At 71.9% G+C, this 16,680-nt stretch carries 19 protein-coding genes, 1 tRNA gene and 1 pseudogene; 15 read left to right on the top strand and 6 right to left on the bottom strand.

Annotated features, from left to right (window positions below; genetic code table 11):
* Positions 1-51 precede the first annotated feature (51 nt).
* The 3 genes from ABZ721_RS15905 to ABZ721_RS15895 all read right to left on the bottom strand — a co-directional run bounded on the left by ABZ721_RS15905 (position 52) and on the right by ABZ721_RS15895 (position 3,025).
* A complete protein-coding gene (locus tag ABZ721_RS15905) occupies positions 52-627 on the bottom strand; it encodes a hypothetical protein (protein WP_358789200.1) in 576 nt (191 codons plus the stop codon).
* The gene (locus tag ABZ721_RS15900; RefSeq protein ID WP_358789199.1) at positions 620-1,198 is read right to left on the bottom strand and encodes a SigE family RNA polymerase sigma factor; all 579 of its coding nucleotides are present in this window, start codon (positions 1,196-1,198) and stop codon (positions 620-622) included. The genes ABZ721_RS15905 and ABZ721_RS15900 overlap by 8 nt, the downstream gene beginning before the upstream one ends.
* 114 nt (positions 1,199-1,312) lie before the next feature.
* Positions 1,313-3,025: a helicase HerA-like domain-containing protein gene (locus ABZ721_RS15895; protein WP_358789198.1), complete on the bottom strand. Its 1,713-nt coding sequence runs from the start codon at positions 3,023-3,025 to the stop codon at positions 1,313-1,315.
* 98 nt (positions 3,026-3,123) lie between these two features.
* Between ABZ721_RS15895 and ABZ721_RS15890 the strand changes: the two genes are divergently transcribed.
* Together ABZ721_RS15890 and ABZ721_RS15885 are read left to right on the top strand one after the other, a co-directional pair.
* Positions 3,124-3,420, top strand: coding sequence for a type II toxin-antitoxin system VapB family antitoxin (locus tag ABZ721_RS15890; protein WP_138356234.1), 297 nt, complete (start codon positions 3,124-3,126; stop codon positions 3,418-3,420).
* A gap of 185 nt (positions 3,421-3,605) precedes the next feature.
* The gene (locus ABZ721_RS15885) at positions 3,606-4,250 is read left to right on the top strand and encodes a LytR C-terminal domain-containing protein (RefSeq protein ID WP_358789197.1); all 645 of its coding nucleotides are present in this window, start codon (positions 3,606-3,608) and stop codon (positions 4,248-4,250) included.
* 145 nt (positions 4,251-4,395) lie between these two features.
* Here ABZ721_RS15885 and upp read toward each other — a convergent pair whose 3' ends face one another.
* Positions 4,396-5,031: a uracil phosphoribosyltransferase gene (upp, locus tag ABZ721_RS15880; protein WP_277439017.1), complete on the bottom strand. Its 636-nt coding sequence runs from the start codon at positions 5,029-5,031 to the stop codon at positions 4,396-4,398.
* A 318-nt stretch (positions 5,032-5,349) separates the two neighbouring features.
* On the opposite strand from upp, the gene ABZ721_RS15875 reads away from it, so the two are divergent.
* From ABZ721_RS15875 to ABZ721_RS15835, 9 genes are all read left to right on the top strand, one after another.
* Positions 5,350-5,529, top strand: a complete 180-nt coding sequence (locus tag ABZ721_RS15875) for a hypothetical protein (protein ID WP_358789226.1) — start codon at positions 5,350-5,352, stop codon at positions 5,527-5,529.
* Positions 5,530-5,748: 219 nt separating this feature from the next.
* Positions 5,749-6,291 carry a hypothetical protein gene (locus ABZ721_RS15870; RefSeq protein WP_358789196.1) on the top strand — a complete coding sequence of 181 codons (543 nt, stop codon included), beginning with the start codon at positions 5,749-5,751 and terminating at the stop codon, positions 6,289-6,291.
* Positions 6,292-6,353: 62 nt separating this feature from the next.
* The gene (locus ABZ721_RS15865) at positions 6,354-6,860 is read left to right on the top strand and encodes a nucleoside deaminase (RefSeq protein WP_358789195.1); all 507 of its coding nucleotides are present in this window, start codon (positions 6,354-6,356) and stop codon (positions 6,858-6,860) included.
* A 10-nt stretch (positions 6,861-6,870) separates the two neighbouring features.
* Positions 6,871-6,957: transfer RNA gene (locus tag ABZ721_RS15860), tRNA-Ser, on the top strand.
* Between the two features lie 241 nt (positions 6,958-7,198).
* Complete coding sequence (locus ABZ721_RS15855) at positions 7,199-7,363, top strand: hypothetical protein (RefSeq protein ID WP_277439019.1); 165 nt, start codon at positions 7,199-7,201, stop codon at positions 7,361-7,363.
* Between the two features lie 28 nt (positions 7,364-7,391).
* Positions 7,392-7,685: a Dabb family protein gene (locus ABZ721_RS15850; protein ID WP_358789194.1), complete on the top strand. Its 294-nt coding sequence runs from the start codon at positions 7,392-7,394 to the stop codon at positions 7,683-7,685.
* A gap of 232 nt (positions 7,686-7,917) precedes the next feature.
* Positions 7,918-8,745, top strand: coding sequence for an RNA polymerase sigma factor SigF (locus ABZ721_RS15845; protein ID WP_358789193.1), 828 nt, complete (start codon positions 7,918-7,920; stop codon positions 8,743-8,745).
* A 168-nt stretch (positions 8,746-8,913) separates the two neighbouring features.
* A complete protein-coding gene (locus ABZ721_RS15840) occupies positions 8,914-9,744 on the top strand; it encodes an RNA polymerase sigma factor SigF (RefSeq protein WP_358789192.1) in 831 nt (276 codons plus the stop codon).
* 44 nt (positions 9,745-9,788) lie between these two features.
* Entirely contained in the window at positions 9,789-10,568 is a 780-nt protein-coding gene (locus tag ABZ721_RS15835; RefSeq protein ID WP_358789191.1) for a hypothetical protein, read from the top strand.
* Positions 10,569-10,604: 36 nt separating this feature from the next.
* Here the strand turns inward: ABZ721_RS15835 and ABZ721_RS15830 are convergent, their stop codons facing one another.
* Positions 10,605-10,793 carry a hypothetical protein gene (locus ABZ721_RS15830; protein ID WP_358789190.1) on the bottom strand — a complete coding sequence of 63 codons (189 nt, stop codon included), beginning with the start codon at positions 10,791-10,793 and terminating at the stop codon, positions 10,605-10,607.
* 137 nt (positions 10,794-10,930) lie between these two features.
* On the opposite strand from ABZ721_RS15830, the gene ABZ721_RS15825 reads away from it, so the two are divergent.
* From ABZ721_RS15825 to ABZ721_RS15810, 4 genes are all read left to right on the top strand, one after another.
* Positions 10,931-11,875 carry an aldo/keto reductase gene (locus ABZ721_RS15825; RefSeq protein WP_358789189.1) on the top strand — a complete coding sequence of 315 codons (945 nt, stop codon included), beginning with the start codon at positions 10,931-10,933 and terminating at the stop codon, positions 11,873-11,875.
* Between the two features lie 184 nt (positions 11,876-12,059).
* Positions 12,060-12,557 carry a MarR family transcriptional regulator gene (locus ABZ721_RS15820; protein WP_358789188.1) on the top strand — a complete coding sequence of 166 codons (498 nt, stop codon included), beginning with the start codon at positions 12,060-12,062 and terminating at the stop codon, positions 12,555-12,557.
* A gap of 11 nt (positions 12,558-12,568) precedes the next feature.
* The gene (locus ABZ721_RS15815) at positions 12,569-15,040 is read left to right on the top strand and encodes an MFS transporter (RefSeq protein WP_358789187.1); all 2,472 of its coding nucleotides are present in this window, start codon (positions 12,569-12,571) and stop codon (positions 15,038-15,040) included.
* Between the two features lie 258 nt (positions 15,041-15,298).
* Positions 15,299-16,126: a YceI family protein gene (locus ABZ721_RS15810; protein WP_358789186.1), complete on the top strand. Its 828-nt coding sequence runs from the start codon at positions 15,299-15,301 to the stop codon at positions 16,124-16,126.
* Positions 16,127-16,151: 25 nt separating this feature from the next.
* Here ABZ721_RS15810 and ABZ721_RS15805 read toward each other — a convergent pair.
* A pseudogene (locus tag ABZ721_RS15805) lies at positions 16,152-16,617 on the bottom strand (PPOX class F420-dependent oxidoreductase).
* Positions 16,618-16,680: the final 63 nt, after the last annotated feature.

The raw sequence follows: 16,680 nt of genomic DNA, 5'->3' as shown, positions 1-16,680 counted from the left end.
GGCGCGACCGGGTGCTTCGGCGGGTCCTTCAGGTGGCGGAGTCGGCGGGGGTCAGCCGGGCGGGGCGGTGGTGCGCAGCGTGCTGTCCGGCGGCGGGGCCGAGGTGGTCGCGGCCGCGGGCGGTCCGCCCGGCCCCGAACCGGCCGTCTCGGTCGTCGTCGGCGCGTGGGTCGCCGGGCCGTGGTCCGTCTCGCTCGCGCCGGGCCCGCCCGTGCGGATCCCGGTCGGCGTGCCGCTGGCCGGCCCGAGCTGCGTCGACCCCGGGGTGGAGAGCCGCGGGCTGGGCACGGTGTCCCGGCCCCGGTCCGGGTTCGAGCCGGACGGGGACGTCGCGGGGGCGACCGCCCCGCCGCCCAACGGCAGGACGGCCGCCACCGCGGCGCCCGTACCCCCGACCGCGAGGCAGGCGGCGACGGCGTAGCCGACCGTCCGGCGGCGCCGCATCCGGTCGCCGCGCGCCATGATCACGGTGAGGGGGGCGGGGGACGCCGCGGTCTGCCCGGCGGCGGCCGCGTCCTTGAGGGCGCTCGTCAGCACGTCCTCGGGTGCGTCGGAGCTGCTGGGGATGCTCGGGACGCGGGGGGTGCGGGGGCTGAGCGGGTCTCGGGGGTCGTGGAGCTCAGGCACCGGGAGCCTCCTCTACGGGCGGATCGTGCGGAGCGTGCGGATCATGCGCGTCGTCGGGGCCGTGCGAGCGGGTCGAAGCGGCGGGAGCGGTCGGTGCGGCGGGATCCGCCAGGCGGTCGGCCAGCGCCGCCCGCCCCCGGTGCAGATGCGTCTTGACGGTGCCGCTGGAGACACCGGTCTCGGCGGCGATCTGGTCCACGGACAGGTCGCAGACGTAGTGCAGGACGACCGTGCGCCGCTGCCGCGGCGACAGCTCGCGCAGCGCCGACACCAGCGCCACCGGCTCGGGACCCGGCCCCTCGACGGAGGGCGCGCCGCCATGCCGCCGCCAGGCGTCGTCGGAGCGCCGCCGGCCGCGCCAGCGGCTCACCGCGAGGCGCCAGGCGACCGTACGGATCCAGGCCTCCGGCGCGCCGTCGCCGTCCAGCTGGCGGCGACGGCTCCAGCCGCGGACGAACGCCTCCTGGACGACGTCCTGCGCCTCGTGCAGGTCGCCGAGCATCACGTAGAGCTGACCCGTCAGGCGTCCCACCGCGTGCGCGTAGAACTCCTCGAACTCCTCGACGGTCAACACTCACTCCAGATTCTCCGCGGACTCACCAGGCATACGCCCCGGACCCCGTGTCCGGTTGACAGCGCGGGTGAATTTTTCTGGAGACCGGGCGGAAGCCCTGCTGGGGAGGGTTTAGCGGCGCTTGCGCGTCCCGAACAGCGAGCGGCTGATCTCGCGGCCGAGCTGCGTGCCCAGCGAACGCGTCAGCGACTTGAACACACCGCTGCCGACGACCTGGTCCACGACGCTCCCGGCCGCCTTCCCCGACGGTTCGGCGGGCGCCCGCGCGGGCTCCGAGCCCGCGGGCGGGGCCATGGCGACGGCGTCGGCAGCGGCGTTCAGCTTCTCGAAGGCCGACTCGCGGTCGACGGCCTGCGCGTAGCGGGACCAGAGCGGCGACGACTTCACCGCCGCGTCCATGGCGGGCGCGTCGATGGGACCCATCAGGGACTGCGGGGCCCGCAGCCGGGTGGCGGCGACCGGGGTCGGCGCGCCCTTCTCGCTGAGGACGGTGACGACGGCCTCGCCCGTGCCCAGCGCGGTCAGCAGCTCGCCGAGGTCGTAGGCGGAGTGGGGGAACGTCGTGACGGTCGCCTTGAGGGACTTGGCGTCCTCGGGGGTGAAGGCGCGCAGGGCGTGCTGCACGCGGTTGCCGAGCTGGGCGAGGACGTCGGAGGGCACGTCCTTCGGGGTCTGGGTGACGAAGAAGATGCCCACGCCCTTGGAGCGGATCAGCCGCACCGTCTGGGTGATGGCGTCGAGGAAGGCCTTCGACGCGCCGTTGAAGAGCAGGTGGGCCTCGTCGAAGAAGAAGACGAGCTTCGGCCGGTCGAGGTCGCCGACCTCCGGGAGGTCCTGGAAGAGGTCGGCGAGCAGCCACATCAGGAAGGTGGAGAAGAGCTGCGGCCGGTCCTGGACGGTCGGCAGCTCCAGCACCGACACCATCCCGCGCCCGTCGGGCGCGGTCCGCAGCAGTTCGGCGGTGTCGAACTCCGGTTCGCCGAAGAACGGTTCGGCTCCCTGCGCCTCGAACGCCGTCAGGGTGCGCATGAGGACCCCGGCGGTGGCGGACGAGATGCCGCCGATGTTCTTCAGCTCGCCCTTGCCGGTGTCCGAGGTGAGGAAGGCGATGACGGCCCGCAGGTCCTTGAGGTCGACCAGCTCCAGGCCCTTGGTGTCGGCGTAGTGGAAGATCAGCCCGAGCGACTGCTCCTGCGTCTGGTTGAGCCCGAGCACCTTCGACATCAGGATCGGGCCGAAGCCGGTGACCGTCGCCCGCAGCGGGATGCCCGCGCCGACGCCGCCGAGCGCGTAGAACTCGGCCGGGAAGCCGGACGCCGCCCAGTTCTGACCGACTTCGGTGGTGCGCTGCGCGACCTTGTCGTTGGGTTGGCCCGGCGCGGAGATGCCGGAGACGTCGCCCTTGACGTCGGCGAGGAAGACCGGCACCCCGTTGGCCGAGAGCTGTTCGGCGATGAGTTGCAGCGTCTTGGTCTTGCCGGTGCCGGTGGCTCCCGCGACGAGGCCGTGCCGGTTGAGCATGCCGAGCGGGATACGGATCTGGGCGTCGGGGTGGCAGGTGCCGTCCCACAGGAGCGCGCCCAGGTCGAGCGCGGGACCGGTGAAGGTGTACCCGGCCAGGATCGCGGCGGCGGGGGCGGGCAGACCCGCCGGGGCGCCGGGCGCGTCGGCGGGCGTACCGGCAGGCGTACCGGACGGCACATCGGCAGGCGTGCCGGACGGCGCATCGGCGGGCGTACCGGCGGTCGGCGCGGCGGGTGCGCCGACCGGTGAATTCGCGGGAGGATCGGCCGGAAGTGCCGCCTGCGCTTGCGGATCGGTCATGACAGGCTCCCGCTAGGTCCGGCTATCGACGTAATTACCACCTTTGCACTCCTACGCCACTGCTGCGCCCGCACGGGCTTGCCCGGTAGGCTTTCCGTGTGATCTTCAAGCGCATCGGAAACGGGCGGCCGTATCCCGACCACGGCCGGGTCAGCACGCGAGAGTGGGCGGATGTCGCTCCACGTCCGGTACGCCTCGACCAGCTGGTCACCACCAAGGGCCAGCTCGATCTGGAAACCCTGCTCGCCGAGGACTCGACGTTCTACGGCGACCTCTTCGCGCACGTCGTGAAGTGGCACGGTGACCTGTACCTCGAGGACGGACTGCACCGGGCGGTCAGGGCGGCGCTGCAGCAGCGCCAGGTTCTGCATGCCCGTGTCCTGGAGATGGACTGACGGCATCCCCCGCCACACCCGGCTCCCGCACCCGGCACCCACGCCTGGCATCCGCTACCGGCCCCGCGCGCCGCGTCGCGCGCAGAGCGCTGTTCGGGGGCCGGAGTTCGCCCTTTCGGGTTCGGCACTGCGCCATTCATTGATCATTTAGTACGCTCCGGCGATGAGCGCACTACGCTGCGCCCATGAGCATGCTCACCCCTTCCGGCATGGGCGGGAAGTACCGGATCACCGGAAACCAGTACCCCCGGCTGGGTCGGCCGCGCCGGCGCGGCCGCATCATTCTGGCCGTCGTCTCCTCGGTGGTGGTGCTCGGCCTGATCGGCTGGGGGACGCTGCAACTCATCGACGTCTTCTCCGGCGGCTCGGGCAAGGACCCCGCCCAGGCGCACGCCGCCCCGGTCAGTTGCAAGCCGACGGCCGCCCCCGCGCCGAAGCCGACGGGCAAGCCCGCTCCGCTGCCCGCGCCGGCGACGATCGGCGTCACCGTCTTCAACGCGACGCCGAAGGGCGGCCTGGCCAGGGTCACGGCCGACGAGATGGCCAAGCGCGGCTTCCACGTCATCAAGTTCAGCAACGCCCCGATCGAGTACGAGAAGAAGGTCGCCGTCCCGGCGCTGATCGTGGCCGGCCCCGCCGGTGAGCGGGCGGCGCGGGTCGTCGGCACGCAGGTGGCGGGCTCCACGGTGCGGATCGACCCGAAGCGCGCCGGCCCCGCCGTGGACCTGGTGATCGGGACGGCGTACACGAAGCTGGCCGATCCGAAGGACGCCGCCAAGGCCCTGGCCACCGCGGCCTCCCCGACCCCCGCACCCTCGCCCAGCTGCTGACCGACGTCTTCTTCCCACCCGCACCGAACGACACCGAACGACAGAGGAGCCCCGGACCACTCAGGTCCGGGGCTCCTCGCGTCAAGCCTCAAGCTTCAGGCGTCAGGCGTCAGGCACAGGCGTCGGAAGCGGGGTGCGGGGCCGGCTAGCCGGCGGTCCCGTAGAGCCGGTCCCCCGCGTCGCCCAGGCCCGGGACGATGTAGCTGTTCTCGTTCAGCCCCTCGTCGACCGAGGCGGTGACGACGGTGACCGGCTTGCCCGCCAGCTCCCGCTCCATGACCTCGATGCCCTCGGGCGCCGCGAGCAGCACGATCGCGGTGACGTCGTCCGCGCCGCGCTCGATGAGCAGGTTGATGGCGGCGACGAGCGTGCCGCCGGTGGCCAGCATCGGGTCGACGACGTAGACCTGGCGGCCGGAGAGGTCCTGCGGCATCCGCGTGGCGTACGTCTTCGCCTCCAGGGTCTCCTCGTCACGGATCATGCCGAGGAAACCGACCTCGGCGGTCGGCAGCAGCCGCACCATGCCGTCGAGCATGCCCAGGCCGGCGCGCAGGATCGGGACGACGAGCGGGCGCGGGTACGAGAGCCGGACGCCGGTGGTCGGGGCGACCGGGGTCCGGATGTCGACCTGCTCGGTACGCACGTCACGCGTCGCCTCGTAGGCGAGCAGGGTGACGAGTTCATCGGCCAGCCGACGGAACGTCGGCGAGTCGGTGCGCTCGTCGCGCAGGGTGGTGAGCTTGTGCGCGACCAGTGGGTGGTCGACTACGTGGATCCGCATGCACCCGACATTAACCGAGTCCCAGGGGTCCCCGCCGCCGCTCGCGTCCGTACCGCCTCTCTCCGCCGATCAGGCATCAAACCGACCGGTAGAGGGAACCTGTGCACATACGCCCGGAGCGCCCCCGGGTGACCCGACCCCCCACGGGTGGTGCACATGCCGGAGCCGAGCCAGAACAGCGTCGAGCCGGGAGGACCCGGAGAGCCGAAAGCGCGGAGGGCTGCGCGGAACGCCGCGCGGGACCAGCAGGACAAGCGCGGTGAGCAGGAGAAGCACGAGCCGCAGGACAAGCAGGACAAGCAGGCCGGCCGCACGAAGCTGGACAAGCAGAGCAAGCGCAAGACCCAGGAGGAGCGCGACGCGGAGCGCCGCAGACGCCGGGTGATGTTCCTGCGCGAGCTCAACGAGGCGAAGGAGCTGCGCGAGCGCGTGCAACCGCGCAGGGCGCGCGCGGCCCGGATGCGGCAGGCCATGCGAATGCGCACCTTCCGCTGGTAGCCGGCCGGGTTCCCCCGCACCCCCGGAAACGGTGCGGGGGCGGGCTCGAAGCGGCCCCGGGAGGGCGTCGGAGGGGCGTTCCGCGGCCGGACGTGACGAAGACCTGGCACGTCGGACTGCGGAAGACCCTTCGCAAAGCCCAGGTTTCTGCCACGATGCCGAGTGGGTGGGGTGCTCCCCGCCCGGTCCGGACGGCCTGAGACCTGTGGGAGAGTCACGGTGTACTTCGCCGCACTGCTCGCGCGCAACGAGAACGGTTGGCAAGCGAGCGAACCTGATCTCGACGATGTGGAAACCCTCGGCGACCTGAGCGATCTGGCCCGTGCGGCCATCGCCGAGGAGGAAACGGTTCTGGTCTTCATCGAGCAGGAGGACGCCTGGTTCGGCGTCATCCGCGTCGATGGTGAAGAGGACCCCAGGATCTATGTGTCCGATGCCGCCGCGGCAGCCCGCAGCTCGTACGGGGAGATCCTGCTCACCGACGAACTGCTCGGCCGGGACCCCGAGGACCCCCTCGACGACCTGGTCGACCTCGACGGCACCGAGGACGGCGACGACGACGGTGACGAGGACGTGGTCCCCGGCCCCGCCGAGGACCACGTGCCGGCCGGCCCGCTCGGCGAGGCCGGTCTGCTCGCCGATCTCGGCATGAGCGAGAAGGAGCTGCTGGACCTCAGCGGCGACGGCGCGCTCACCGGGGAGGCGCTCGGCGAGATCGCCGAGGCGATCGGCTGCGCCGACGTTCTGGAGGCGGTCCGCTGAGCACGCCCCCACCCCCGCCCGGTCCTCCGCGCGATCCGCTGCGCGACCCGTGGGCCGGGCCGATGCGCCATGCCCTGGAGGAGGCGGAGCTCGCCCCGCGCACCGGCGACGTGCCGGTGGGCGCGGTCGTGCTCGCCCCGGACGGCACGGTCATCGGCCGGGGCCGCAACGAACGCGAGGCGACCGGTGATCCGACCGCCCACGCCGAGGTCCTCGCGATCCGCGACGCCGCCGCGACGCTGCGCCGGGCGGCGGACGGCGACCCGGACCCGGACGGCGGTGTCCGACGGCCGGGCGAGTGGCGGCTGACCGGCTGCACGCTGGTCGTCACGCTGGAGCCGTGCACGATGTGCGCGGGCGCGATCGTCCTGTCCCGACTCGACCGTGTCGTGTACGGCGCGGTGGACGAGAAGGGCGGCGCCGTGGGCTCCTTGTGGGACGTCGTCCGCGACCGCCGCCTCAACCACCGTCCGGAAGTCATCCACGGAGTACTCGCCGACGAGTGCGCCGCCCTCCTCACCCGCTTCTTCCGCTCGGGCGATTTCGGAGCACGGCCTCACGTGGGCTAAGCTCTCTCTCGGTAGCGTGTCCGAGTGGCCTAAGGAGCACGCCTCGAAAGCGTGTGTGGGGGCAACTTCACCGTGGGTTCAAATCCCACCGCTACCGCTCTTGTGCAGTACGCACGGAAGCCCCGTCTCGTAAGAGGCGGGGCTTTCGTCGTTCAGTGGGGCCGGCGGGCGCGGGCGGGGCGGTGGTGGGTGGGCCGATCTTGGGGACCTTCCTCCCAAAGCGCCGGTTGGGCCGCTGGCGGGCCGCTGAATGGGCCGTTCGATGGATAGACTCCACCGATCGCACGCTCAGGCAGCCGGTTGGGGGCTGCCGACTGCTGCCGGGGAGGGCAAGGGGCATGGCGCAGGCGAAAAAGGTCACTATGTACATTCTCGTTGTCTTCGTGCTGTACACGATCATCACGCAGCCGGCGCGCGCCGCCGATCTCGTACAGGTAGGGTTCGAGGGCATTTCGAACGCCGCGAGGGGTATCGGAGAGTTCATGCACGAGCTGGTCAACTGACCGGCTCGGCGCCGGCGAGGAGTTCCGCGTGATCCGCCATCTGGTTCTGTTCAAGCTCAATGACGGGGTCGGCCGGGACGAGTCCCGGGTCGTCGCCGGAGCGAAGGCCTTCGAGGAGCTGGGCGGGCTGATCCCCGAGCTGACCTCGTGGGAGTGCGGCTGGAACGTCACCGACCGGCCGATCGCCTATGACTTCGCGATCAACTCGTCGGTCGCGGACGCCGCCGACCTGAAGACGTACCTGGAGCACCCCGCACACCAGGCGGCGGCGGGCCAGTGGCGTGAATTCGCGACCTGGGTGATCGCCGACTACCCCTTCTGACGGCCCGGGCCCACCGGCCCGCGCCACGGCCCTTCCGCCCGCCCCGGCCGGTCCCGCCGCCGGTCACACGGCCTGTCGCGCCGCCCTCCGCCCACCGGGCGGGGGGCTTTGTCGAGTCCCCCCAAGGTCAACTCACCGCTCAACACGGCGTTATTAGGTGCTTGCGTACAGTGGGCATGAATTGTGATGCTATGACCGGTTTTGCCGGATGAGTGGACCGATGAGGGGTGGTGTGTCCGTGTCGGCCCGAACGGCGTCAACAACTTTCGCCCGCAGCAGGACGAGTACGCCCAATGCCAACGCGCTGGAGGCTCGGGCGCTGACGACCGTGCTGTTCGAGGAGATCTCCGGACTCGAACCCGGGACGCCGGAACACGCCCGCGTGCGGGCCGCGCTGATCGAGGTCAACCTGCCCCTCGTCCGGTACGCGGCGGCCCGCTTCCGCAGCCGGAACGAGCCCATGGAGGACGTCGTCCAGGTCGGCACCATCGGGCTGATCAACGCCATCGACCGCTTCGATCCGGAGCGCGGGGTGCAGTTCCCGACCTTCGCCATGCCCACGGTGGTGGGGGAGATCAAACGTTACTTCAGGGACAACGTGCGGACCGTCCACGTCCCCCGCCGGCTCCACGAGCTGTGGGTCCAGGTGAGCGGGGCGATCGAGGACCTGACGGTGCTGCACGGCCGCTCGCCGACCACCGGGGAGATCGCCGAGCGGCTGAAGCTGGCCGAGGAGGAGGTGCTCGCCTGCCTGGAGGCCGGGCGGGCGTACCACGCGACCTCCCTGGAGGCCGCGCAGGAGGGCGACGGAGCTCCGGGGCTGCTGGACCGGCTCGGGTACGAGGATCCGGCGCTGGTCGGCGTGGAGCACCGCGACCTCGTCCGGCACCTGCTCGTACAGCTGCCCGAACGGGAGCGGCGGATCCTGATGCTGCGGTACTTCGGCAATCTGACGCAGTCCCAGATCAGTGCCGAGCTCGGCGTCTCGCAGATGCACGTGTCCCGGCTGCTCTCCCGCAGCTTCGCCCGGCTGAGGTCCGCAAACCAGCTCGAAGCGTAACCCTTGAGGAGGAACCGTCCTGCGGAAATATGTCGACTTGGCGCTACAGCGTGTTGCCGACATGTGACATTCTGCAGGAACCGCGTTTGTCGCGACCCGGCCTCCGGTATTCAGGTGGAGGAACAAACCGTCGTTCGCGACACCCGTCCGCGACCTCAAGGGGGTGGCATGTCCGTTCAGGTGGGCAGTCCTCAGGTGCGCCGTACCAGCGCACCAATCGATGCACGCACCGGCGAAGCCATCGACACCCGCACGCTGTCCCGTTCGCTGTTCCTGCGCCTCGCGGAACTGGCACAGGACAGTCCGGAGAAAACCTATGTGCGTGACACGCTCATCGAGCTGAATCTGCCACTTGTTCGGTATGCGGCGGCCCGCTTCCGCAGCCGCAACGAGCCGATGGAAGACATCGTCCAGGTGGGCACGATCGGCCTGATCAAGGCGATCGACCGCTTCGACTGCAACCGCGGCGTCGAGTTCCCGACGTTCGCGATGCCCACCATCGTCGGCGAGGTGAAGCGGTTCTTCCGCGACACGTCGTGGTCGGTGCGGGTGCCGCGGCGGCTGCAGGAGCTGCGGCTGGCGCTCACCAAGGCGAGCGACGAGCTGGCGCAGAAGCTGGACAGGTCGCCCACCGTCGCCGAACTGGCGGTCTGCCTGGGCGTGTCCGAGGAGGACGTCGTCGACGGCCTCGCGGTCGGCAACGCCTACACGGCCAGCTCGCTGGACTCTCCGCCGCCCGAGGACGACGGCGGAGAGGGCACCCTCGCGGACCGCCTCGGCTACGAGGACACCGCGCTGGAGGGCGTGGAGTACCGCGAGTCCCTCAAGCCGCTGCTGGCCCAACTGCCACCGCGCGAGCGCCAGATCATCATGCTGCGGTTCTTCGCGAACATGACGCAGTCGCAGATCGGCGAGGAGGTCGGCATCTCCCAGATGCACGTCTCCCGGCTGCTCACCCGCACGCTCGCACAGCTCCGGGACGGCCTGACAGCGGAATAGACCGGCCCGCTGGTTTGCTGACGTTCCGTCAGTAGACTGGCGCGATGGTCGCGATAGCACGGATGTCTGGCCGCCGGGGCGCGGCACTCGCCGTCCCGGCGGTGGGCGCGGTCCTGCTGCTGGCGCTGACGACGGCCGGCTGCGGCACGGCGAGCGACGACGGGTACGTGGCGGTCGGCGGGGTCGGTCCCTCGCAGGGCGGCGCGACGGGGGACGTACCGCGGGTCGGACCGGTCGAGCTGGTGCCGCTGGACGGCCCGGCACCGCCGGGATCCGGCAGACCGTCCACCTCGGGCGCACCGCCGGCGCCCGGTTCGACACCGGGCTCGCCGCCCGGTTCACCAGGCTCGGACCCGGGCTCGACGGGGGCCCCGGGGACGACCCCGGGACGGGTCCAGGGCGGCTCCACGGCGCCGGGCGCACCGGCGAACCCACCAGCGGGAGGCAGCGGCACGACGACGCCCGCGCCACCCGGCACGACACCTCCGCACACGTCCCCGCCGGGCACGACCCCGCCGGCGACGCCCGCGCGGCTGACCGTGAGCACGCCGAAGCGCGCTCCGGCCGCGGACCGGTGGTGCGAGAAGGTGACGGTCACCTTCACCAATTCCGGCGGCAGAGCGGCGACTTCGGGCAGCGTCACCTTCGGCACCCACATCATCGGCGGCCTCGGCATCGACTGGGCGACGATCGAGACCACGAAACCGGTGCCGGTGCCCCTGGCGGGCGGCGCCTCCAAGGCCCAGACCTGGGAGGTCTGCGTGGACGCCTGGCGCGTTCCGCTGGGGATGCACATCGAGACCCGGGACGTCACCCTCACGTGAGCGAGGTGCCCCGGGCCGCTGCCCGTGGGCGGTGCGTCAGCGCATCGCGAGCGCGACGACCCCGGCGATCACGAGGACGGCGACGACGATGCCGATGATCAGGCCCGTGCGGCTGCCGGACCCGGTCTGAGCCTGCTGCTGCTGCTGTTGCTGCGGCTCCTCGACGAAGGCGCGGAACATCTGGGTGTCGCCGGCGGGGTCGTAATTGTTCTCAGGGTTCGACATGCTGCCCGACCTTAGCGAACAAGCGGAATCGGGGGCACCCCCGGGTGGCGGTCCGGCCATCGGTCCAGCCGTCCGGCAATGCCTCGTTCGGGGCCATTCCGGGCCACGGCGGAATACCGCCCGCCGCGGCCTCGTTGATGTTCCCCATGGCACGCATCGGAACATCTGACCTGGACGTCTTCCCGCTCGCCCTCGGCGGCAACGTGTTCGGCTGGACGGCCGACGAGGCGCAGAGCTTCGCCGTACTGGACGCGTACACGGCGGCCGGCGGCAACTTCGTCGACACCGCCGACAGCTACTCCGCCTGGGCCCCGGGCAACTCGGGCGGCGAGTCGGAGACCCTCATCGGGAAGTGGCTGGCCTCGCGCGGCAACCGGGAGACGGTGGTGGTCGCGACCAAGGTCCACAGCCACCCGGACTTCAAGGGACTGCGGGCCGGGAACATCCGGGCCGCCGCCGAGGCGTCGCTGCGCCGGCTCGGCACCGAGTACATCGACCTCTACTACACGCACTTCGACGACCCGCAGGTCCCGGTCGAGGAGATCATCGGCGCCCTGGACGAGCTGGTGCGCGAGGGCAAGGTGCGGCAGATCGCCGCGTCCAACATCTCCCCGGAGCGGCTGTCCGAGTCGCTGCTGTTCTCCCAGCGCGAGGGGCTGGCCTCGTACGTCGCGCTGCAGCAGCTCTACAACCTGGTGGAGCGCACGGAGTACGAGGCCGCGATGGCCGACGTCGTCGCCGCGCACGGCCTCTCCTCCGTCCCCTACTCCGCACTGGCCTCGGGCTTCCTGACCGGCAAGTACCGGGCCGGCGCCGTGGTGGACAGCCCGCGGGCGGGCAAGGCCGGCACGTACCTGGCCACCGAGCGGGGGCAGCGGGTGCTGGTGGCGCTGGACGAGGTCGCGCGGGCGCACGACGCCGAGGTCCCGACCGTGGCGCTGGCCTGGCTGGCGGCGCAGCCGACGGTCGCGGCGCCGATCGCCAGCGCGCGCACCGTGGAGCAGTTGCCGGCGCTGCTGGCGGTGGCGGACCTGAAGCTGACGTCCGAGGAGCTGGACCGCCTGTCGGTCGCGTCCGCCTGACCCTCCTGGCCCTCGGAGCCGGCCCGCGGCAGCGGGCCACCGCCCGCCCCGCTTTGCCGGGGGCGGGCGGTTCCTTTGAGGATTCTTGACCCGATCCGGCCGGTATTCATTTGCCTGTAGCAACCAACCAATCCTACAGTTGCTTAAGGCAACCAAATGGCATCGAGGGGATCGGCGGGCAGCCGTGGCGACGAAGGAGCACTGCGCGGAACTCGCGCGCCGGTTGCGCGTCGTCGTCGGCGTCGGCAGGGAAGTGGGCCGGGCGCTGCCGCCCGAGACCCCGCCCGCGACCGTCGGCGTCCTCATGGCCCTCGGCCGGCACGGCGAGATGCGGATGAGCAGGCTCGCCGAGTACCTCGACATCGACATCTCGGTCACCAGTCGACATGTCGCCCATCTCGCCGAGCGCGGCTGGATCGTCCGCACGGCCGATGCCCAGGACAAGCGATCCCGGCTGCTGCGCCTGAACGAGCACGGGGAAAAGGTGCTGGCCGCCGCTTCCGACCGTGCCGCCGAGGTGCTGGCGGCCCATCTGAACGACTGGTCCGACGACGACGTCGACCTGCTGTCCGGCCTGCTGGAACGGCTGCGCCTGAGCTTCGGCGACTGCCGGGCCCGCCCCGTCGGCGACCCGGCCGTTCCGGCCGGTGCATCCCACCCACCCCGTACACACGCGAACTGACAAGGACGAAGATGGCTACAACCACACCCACCGGTGTGCGGGAGGCGGAAGCCCACGGCGGGCACGCGGCCCCCATGTCGCACCGGCAGATCATGGAGGCGCTGTCCGGGCTGCTGCTCGGCCTGTTCGTGGCGATCCTCTCCTCCACGATCGTCTCGAACGCCCTGCCCGCCATCCTGGCGGACATCGGCGGCGGCCAGAGCGCGTACACCTGGGTGGTCACCGCCGCCCTGCTCGCGGTCACCGCCACCACCCCGCTCTGGGGCAAGATGTCCGACCTGGTCAGCAAGAAGCTGCTGATCCAGATAGCCCTGGTCATCTACGTGCTCGGCTCGATCATCGCCGGGTTCTCCACCAACCCCGGCATGCTGATCGCCTGCCGCGTGCTCCAGGGCGTCGGCGCCGGCGGCCTGTCGGCCCTCACCCAGGTGATCATGGCGGCGATGATCTCCCCGCGCGAGCGCGGTCGCTACAGCGGCTACCTCGGCGCCGTCTTCGCCGTCGCGACCGTGGGCGGCCCGCTCGTCGGCGGCGTCATCGTCGACACCGACTGGCTCGGCTGGCGCTGGTGCTTCTACGTCGGCGTCCCGTTCGCGATCATCGCGCTCATCGTGCTGCAGAAGACGCTGCACCTGCCGGTGGTCAAGCGGAAGGTCAAGATCGACTGGTCCGGGGCGTTCTTCATCTCCGCGGCCGTCAGCCTGCTGATGATCTGGGTCTCGCTCGGCGGCACCAACTACCCGTGGCTGTCGTGGCAGACCTACGTGATGGTGCCCGGCGCCGTCGTGCTCGGCCTGATCTTCCTGCTGGTCGAGTCCAAGGCCACCGAGCCGATCATCCCGCTGCGGCTCTTCCGCAACAAGACGATCACTCTCACCTCGATCGCCTCCCTCTTCGTCGGCGTCGCGATGTTCGCCGGCACCGTCTTCCTGAGCCAGTACTTCCAGCTGGCGCGCGGCAAGACCCCGACCATGTCCGGCGTGATGACCATCCCGCTCATCGCGGGCCTGTTCATCTCCTCGACGGTCTCGGGCCAGGTCATCACCAGGACCGGCCGCTGGAAGGGCTTCCTGGTCGGCGGCGGTGTCTTCCTGACCGCCGGCGCGGCGACGCTGGGCCTGCTGCGCTACGACACCCCGTACTGGCAGGTCGCCGTCTACATGGCGCTCCTGGGGCTCGGCGTCGGCATGATGATGCAGAACCTCGTGCTCGCCGTGCAGAACCAGGTCACGCCCGCGGACCTCGGCGCGGCCAGCTCGCTCGTCACGTTCTTCCGTTCGCTCGGTGGCGCGGTCGGCGTCTCGGCGCTCGGCGCCGTCCTCGGCAGCCGCGTCACGAACCTGGTCTCCGACGGCCTGGCGGAGCTGGGCATCAAGGGCGGCGACGGCGGCGGCATCCCGGACGTCGCGAAGCTCCCGGCCCCCGTCAGGGGCGTCGTGGAGAGCGCGTACGGGCGCGGCATCGGTGACGCCTTCCTGTACGCGGCACCGTTCGCGCTCGTCGCCCTGCTCCTGGTGATCTTCGTCAAGGAGGTCGCGCTCAAGACCAACAGCGGTCTGCAGCAGGTCGCGAACGGCGCGGAGGCGGCTCCCGCCGACCGCACCGGGACGGCCGGGAGCACCGAGAGCGCCGGGGCGGTGACACCCGCGACCTCGTTCGCCAAGGAGGTGGCCGCGATGACCCCGGTGGCGGTGCTGGACGCCCGGCCCGGCGACGGCGGTACGCCCGTCTTCGGCACCGTCAAGATCACCGACGGCACGGCCATCAACCACGCCAAGGTCACCCTGATCTCGCTCCAGGGACAGCAGCTGGGCCGGTCCGTCACCGGCACCGACGGCCGCTACCTCCTCCAGGCGCCCGAGGCCGGCTCGTACGTCCTGATCGCGGCGGCCGACGGCCACCAGCCGCAGGCGTCGACCGTGCTGGTCGGCGACGCGGCGCTGTCGTTCGACGTGGTGCTCAGCGGCGCGGGCGGCCTCGCCGGCACCGTGCTGGGCGCGCTCGACAACCTGCCCGTCGTCGAGGCGATGGTCGTCGTGACCGACGTGCGCGGCGAGGTGCTGGGCACCGGGAAGACCGGTGACGACGGCACGTTCGCCTTCGCCGAGCTGCCCGCGGGCGACTTCACCGTCGCCGTGAACGCGCCCGGCCACCGGCCGGCGGCACTGCCCGTCGAGGTCGGCGGCACCGGCGCGACCCGCGTCGAGATCGCGCTCCAGCCCGGTGCGCAGGTGTGCGGCATCGTCCGGGCGGGCGCCGACCGGCGGCCGCTGCCGGACGCCAAGGTCGTCCTCGTGGACGCGGCGGGGAACGTGGCCGGCACCACGACCACCGGCGCCGACGGCGCGTACGCGTTCACCGACCTCGGCGCGGGCGAGTACTCGCTCGTCGCGAGCGGTTACCCGCCGCTGGCCACCGCGTTGAGCCTGCAGGGGCGCGGCGCCGAGGAGTTCGACGTCGAGCTCCACCACCCCGAGGGGTAACGGGAACAGCTCCCCTGCCCCGGAGAGTTGCCGGGCAGGGGGACAGGGCTTCCGGACGGGAGGCCCGCACTCCTGCGGAGAAGTGCGGGCCGGTCCGGAGGAATCGGGATCCGGGCGACGGCCGGAGCAGGGGACGGCCGAGGCCGCCGCCCGGATCCCTCGCCGGGCGGGCTCCGTCCAACGGGCCCGCCCGGCGATCAACGGCACCACCGCCGGGCCCACGGGCCGCCGGCGGGACCTCACGGAAGGCGAACCTCGATGAGCAGCCCCGGCCTGCGGGCCCGCGTACGCACCAGGGACGGCTGGGCCGTCTCGCACGCGGTGCTGACCGTCACCGACATGACGGGCAGTCAAGTCGACCGCGGGGAGGCCGATGGCGACGGCGTCGTCCGTACCGGACCGCTGCCCGCCGGCGCCTACACCGCCATCGTGACCGCGATCGGCTACCTGCCCGCGGCCTCGACCGCGATCGTCACCGCGTCGGGTTCCGCCGACGCCGGCACCGTGACGCTCTCCCGGGCGGGCGGCGTGGAACTGCCGCCGCCCGGCGCCTGGACCATCGACCCCGCGCACTCCTCCGTCACCGCGACCGCCCAGCACCTCGGGATCTCCAGCGTGCAGGGCCGGTTCACGCAGTTCGGCGGGCGGATCGAGATCGACGGGCGGACGGCCGCGTCATCCGTCGACGCCGTCATCGAGGCCGCGTCGATCGACACCGGCAACACCCTGCGGGACAGCCACCTGCGCTCCCCCGACTTCCTCGACACCGCCGCCCACCCGAAGATCACCTACCGCAGCACGGGCGGCCTGGAGCCGGCCGGCGAGGACCGCTGGACCGTGCGGGGCGAGCTGTCCCTGCACGGCGTGACGCGGCCCGTCGACCTCGACCTGGCGTACCTCGGCACCGGCCCCGACCCGTGGGGCGGCCTGCGCACCGCCTTCCGCGCCACCACCGAGCTGCGCCGCGCCGACTTCGCGCTGAACTACAACCAGGTCGTCCAGGCCGGTATCGCCGCCATCGGCACCACGCTGAGGATCGAACTCGCCGTCCAGGCGGTGCGCGGGACCGAACTGCCCGCGGTCTGAGGAGGTCAGGCGAGGCCAGGCAAGGTCAGGCGAGCCGGGCCGGGAAGCCGCCGGTCGCGATCGGGCCCCAGCGCTCGGGGGTGACGCGGATCAGGGACTTGCCCTGCTGGATCATCGCGGCCCGGTACTCGTCCCAGTCCGGGTGCTCGCCCGAGATGTTGCGGAAGTACTCGACGAGCGGCTCCACGGAGTCCGGCGCGTCGATGACCTCGGCCGAGCCGTCGATCTGCACCCAGGGGCCGTTCCATTCGTCCGACAGGACGATGACGCTGGTCCGCGGATCCCGCCGGGCGTTGGCGGTCTTGGCCCGCTCGGGGGTACGTCGACACGACGATCCGCCCGGCGTCGTCGACCCCGCAGGTCAGCGGCGAGCCCTGGGGGCGACCGTCCGCGCGGGTGGTGAGCAGGATGGCGCGGTGGCGCGGACGGACGAACTCCAGCAGCTCGTCGAGGGACGCCGTGGTGTTGGTGGCGATCGTTTTGGGAGCCATGCGGAAACCCTACGCGGCGGGCGCCGCACCGCTCCGGTGCGGCGGCCCGGCGAGCCGGACGCC

It is taken from the genome of Streptomyces sp. NPDC006733 (assembly GCF_040636125.1).
In the GTDB taxonomy this organism is placed as follows: Bacteria; Actinomycetota; Actinomycetes; order Streptomycetales; family Streptomycetaceae; genus Actinacidiphila.
This window is presented reverse-complemented; position numbering and strand designations above follow the sequence as displayed.

What these genes read in the sequence shown, in the direction of transcription:
- ABZ721_RS15865 (WP_358789195.1), top strand. Translation starts at nt 6,354, where the DNA reads ATGCGCCATGCCCTGGAGGAGGCGGAGCTCGCCCCGCGCACCGGCGAC.
- ABZ721_RS15840 (WP_358789192.1), top strand. Translation starts at nt 8,914, where the DNA reads ATGTCCGTTCAGGTGGGCAGTCCTCAGGTGCGCCGTACCAGCGCACCA.
- ABZ721_RS15855 (WP_277439019.1), top strand. Translation starts at nt 7,199, where the DNA reads ATGGCGCAGGCGAAAAAGGTCACTATGTACATTCTCGTTGTCTTCGTG.
- ABZ721_RS15810 (WP_358789186.1), top strand. Translation starts at nt 15,299, where the DNA reads ATGAGCAGCCCCGGCCTGCGGGCCCGCGTACGCACCAGGGACGGCTGG.
- ABZ721_RS15815 (WP_358789187.1), top strand. Translation starts at nt 12,569, where the DNA reads ATGGCTACAACCACACCCACCGGTGTGCGGGAGGCGGAAGCCCACGGC.
- ABZ721_RS15885 (WP_358789197.1), top strand. Translation starts at nt 3,606, where the DNA reads ATGAGCATGCTCACCCCTTCCGGCATGGGCGGGAAGTACCGGATCACC.
- ABZ721_RS15895 (WP_358789198.1), bottom strand. Translation starts at nt 3,025, where the DNA reads ATGACCGATCCGCAAGCGCAGGCGGCACTTCCGGCCGATCCTCCCGCG.
- ABZ721_RS15830 (WP_358789190.1), bottom strand. Translation starts at nt 10,793, where the DNA reads ATGTCGAACCCTGAGAACAATTACGACCCCGCCGGCGACACCCAGATG.
- upp (WP_277439017.1), bottom strand. Translation starts at nt 5,031, where the DNA reads ATGCGGATCCACGTAGTCGACCACCCACTGGTCGCGCACAAGCTCACC.
- ABZ721_RS15835 (WP_358789191.1), top strand. Translation starts at nt 9,789, where the DNA reads ATGGTCGCGATAGCACGGATGTCTGGCCGCCGGGGCGCGGCACTCGCC.
- ABZ721_RS15825 (WP_358789189.1), top strand. Translation starts at nt 10,931, where the DNA reads ATGTTCCCCATGGCACGCATCGGAACATCTGACCTGGACGTCTTCCCG.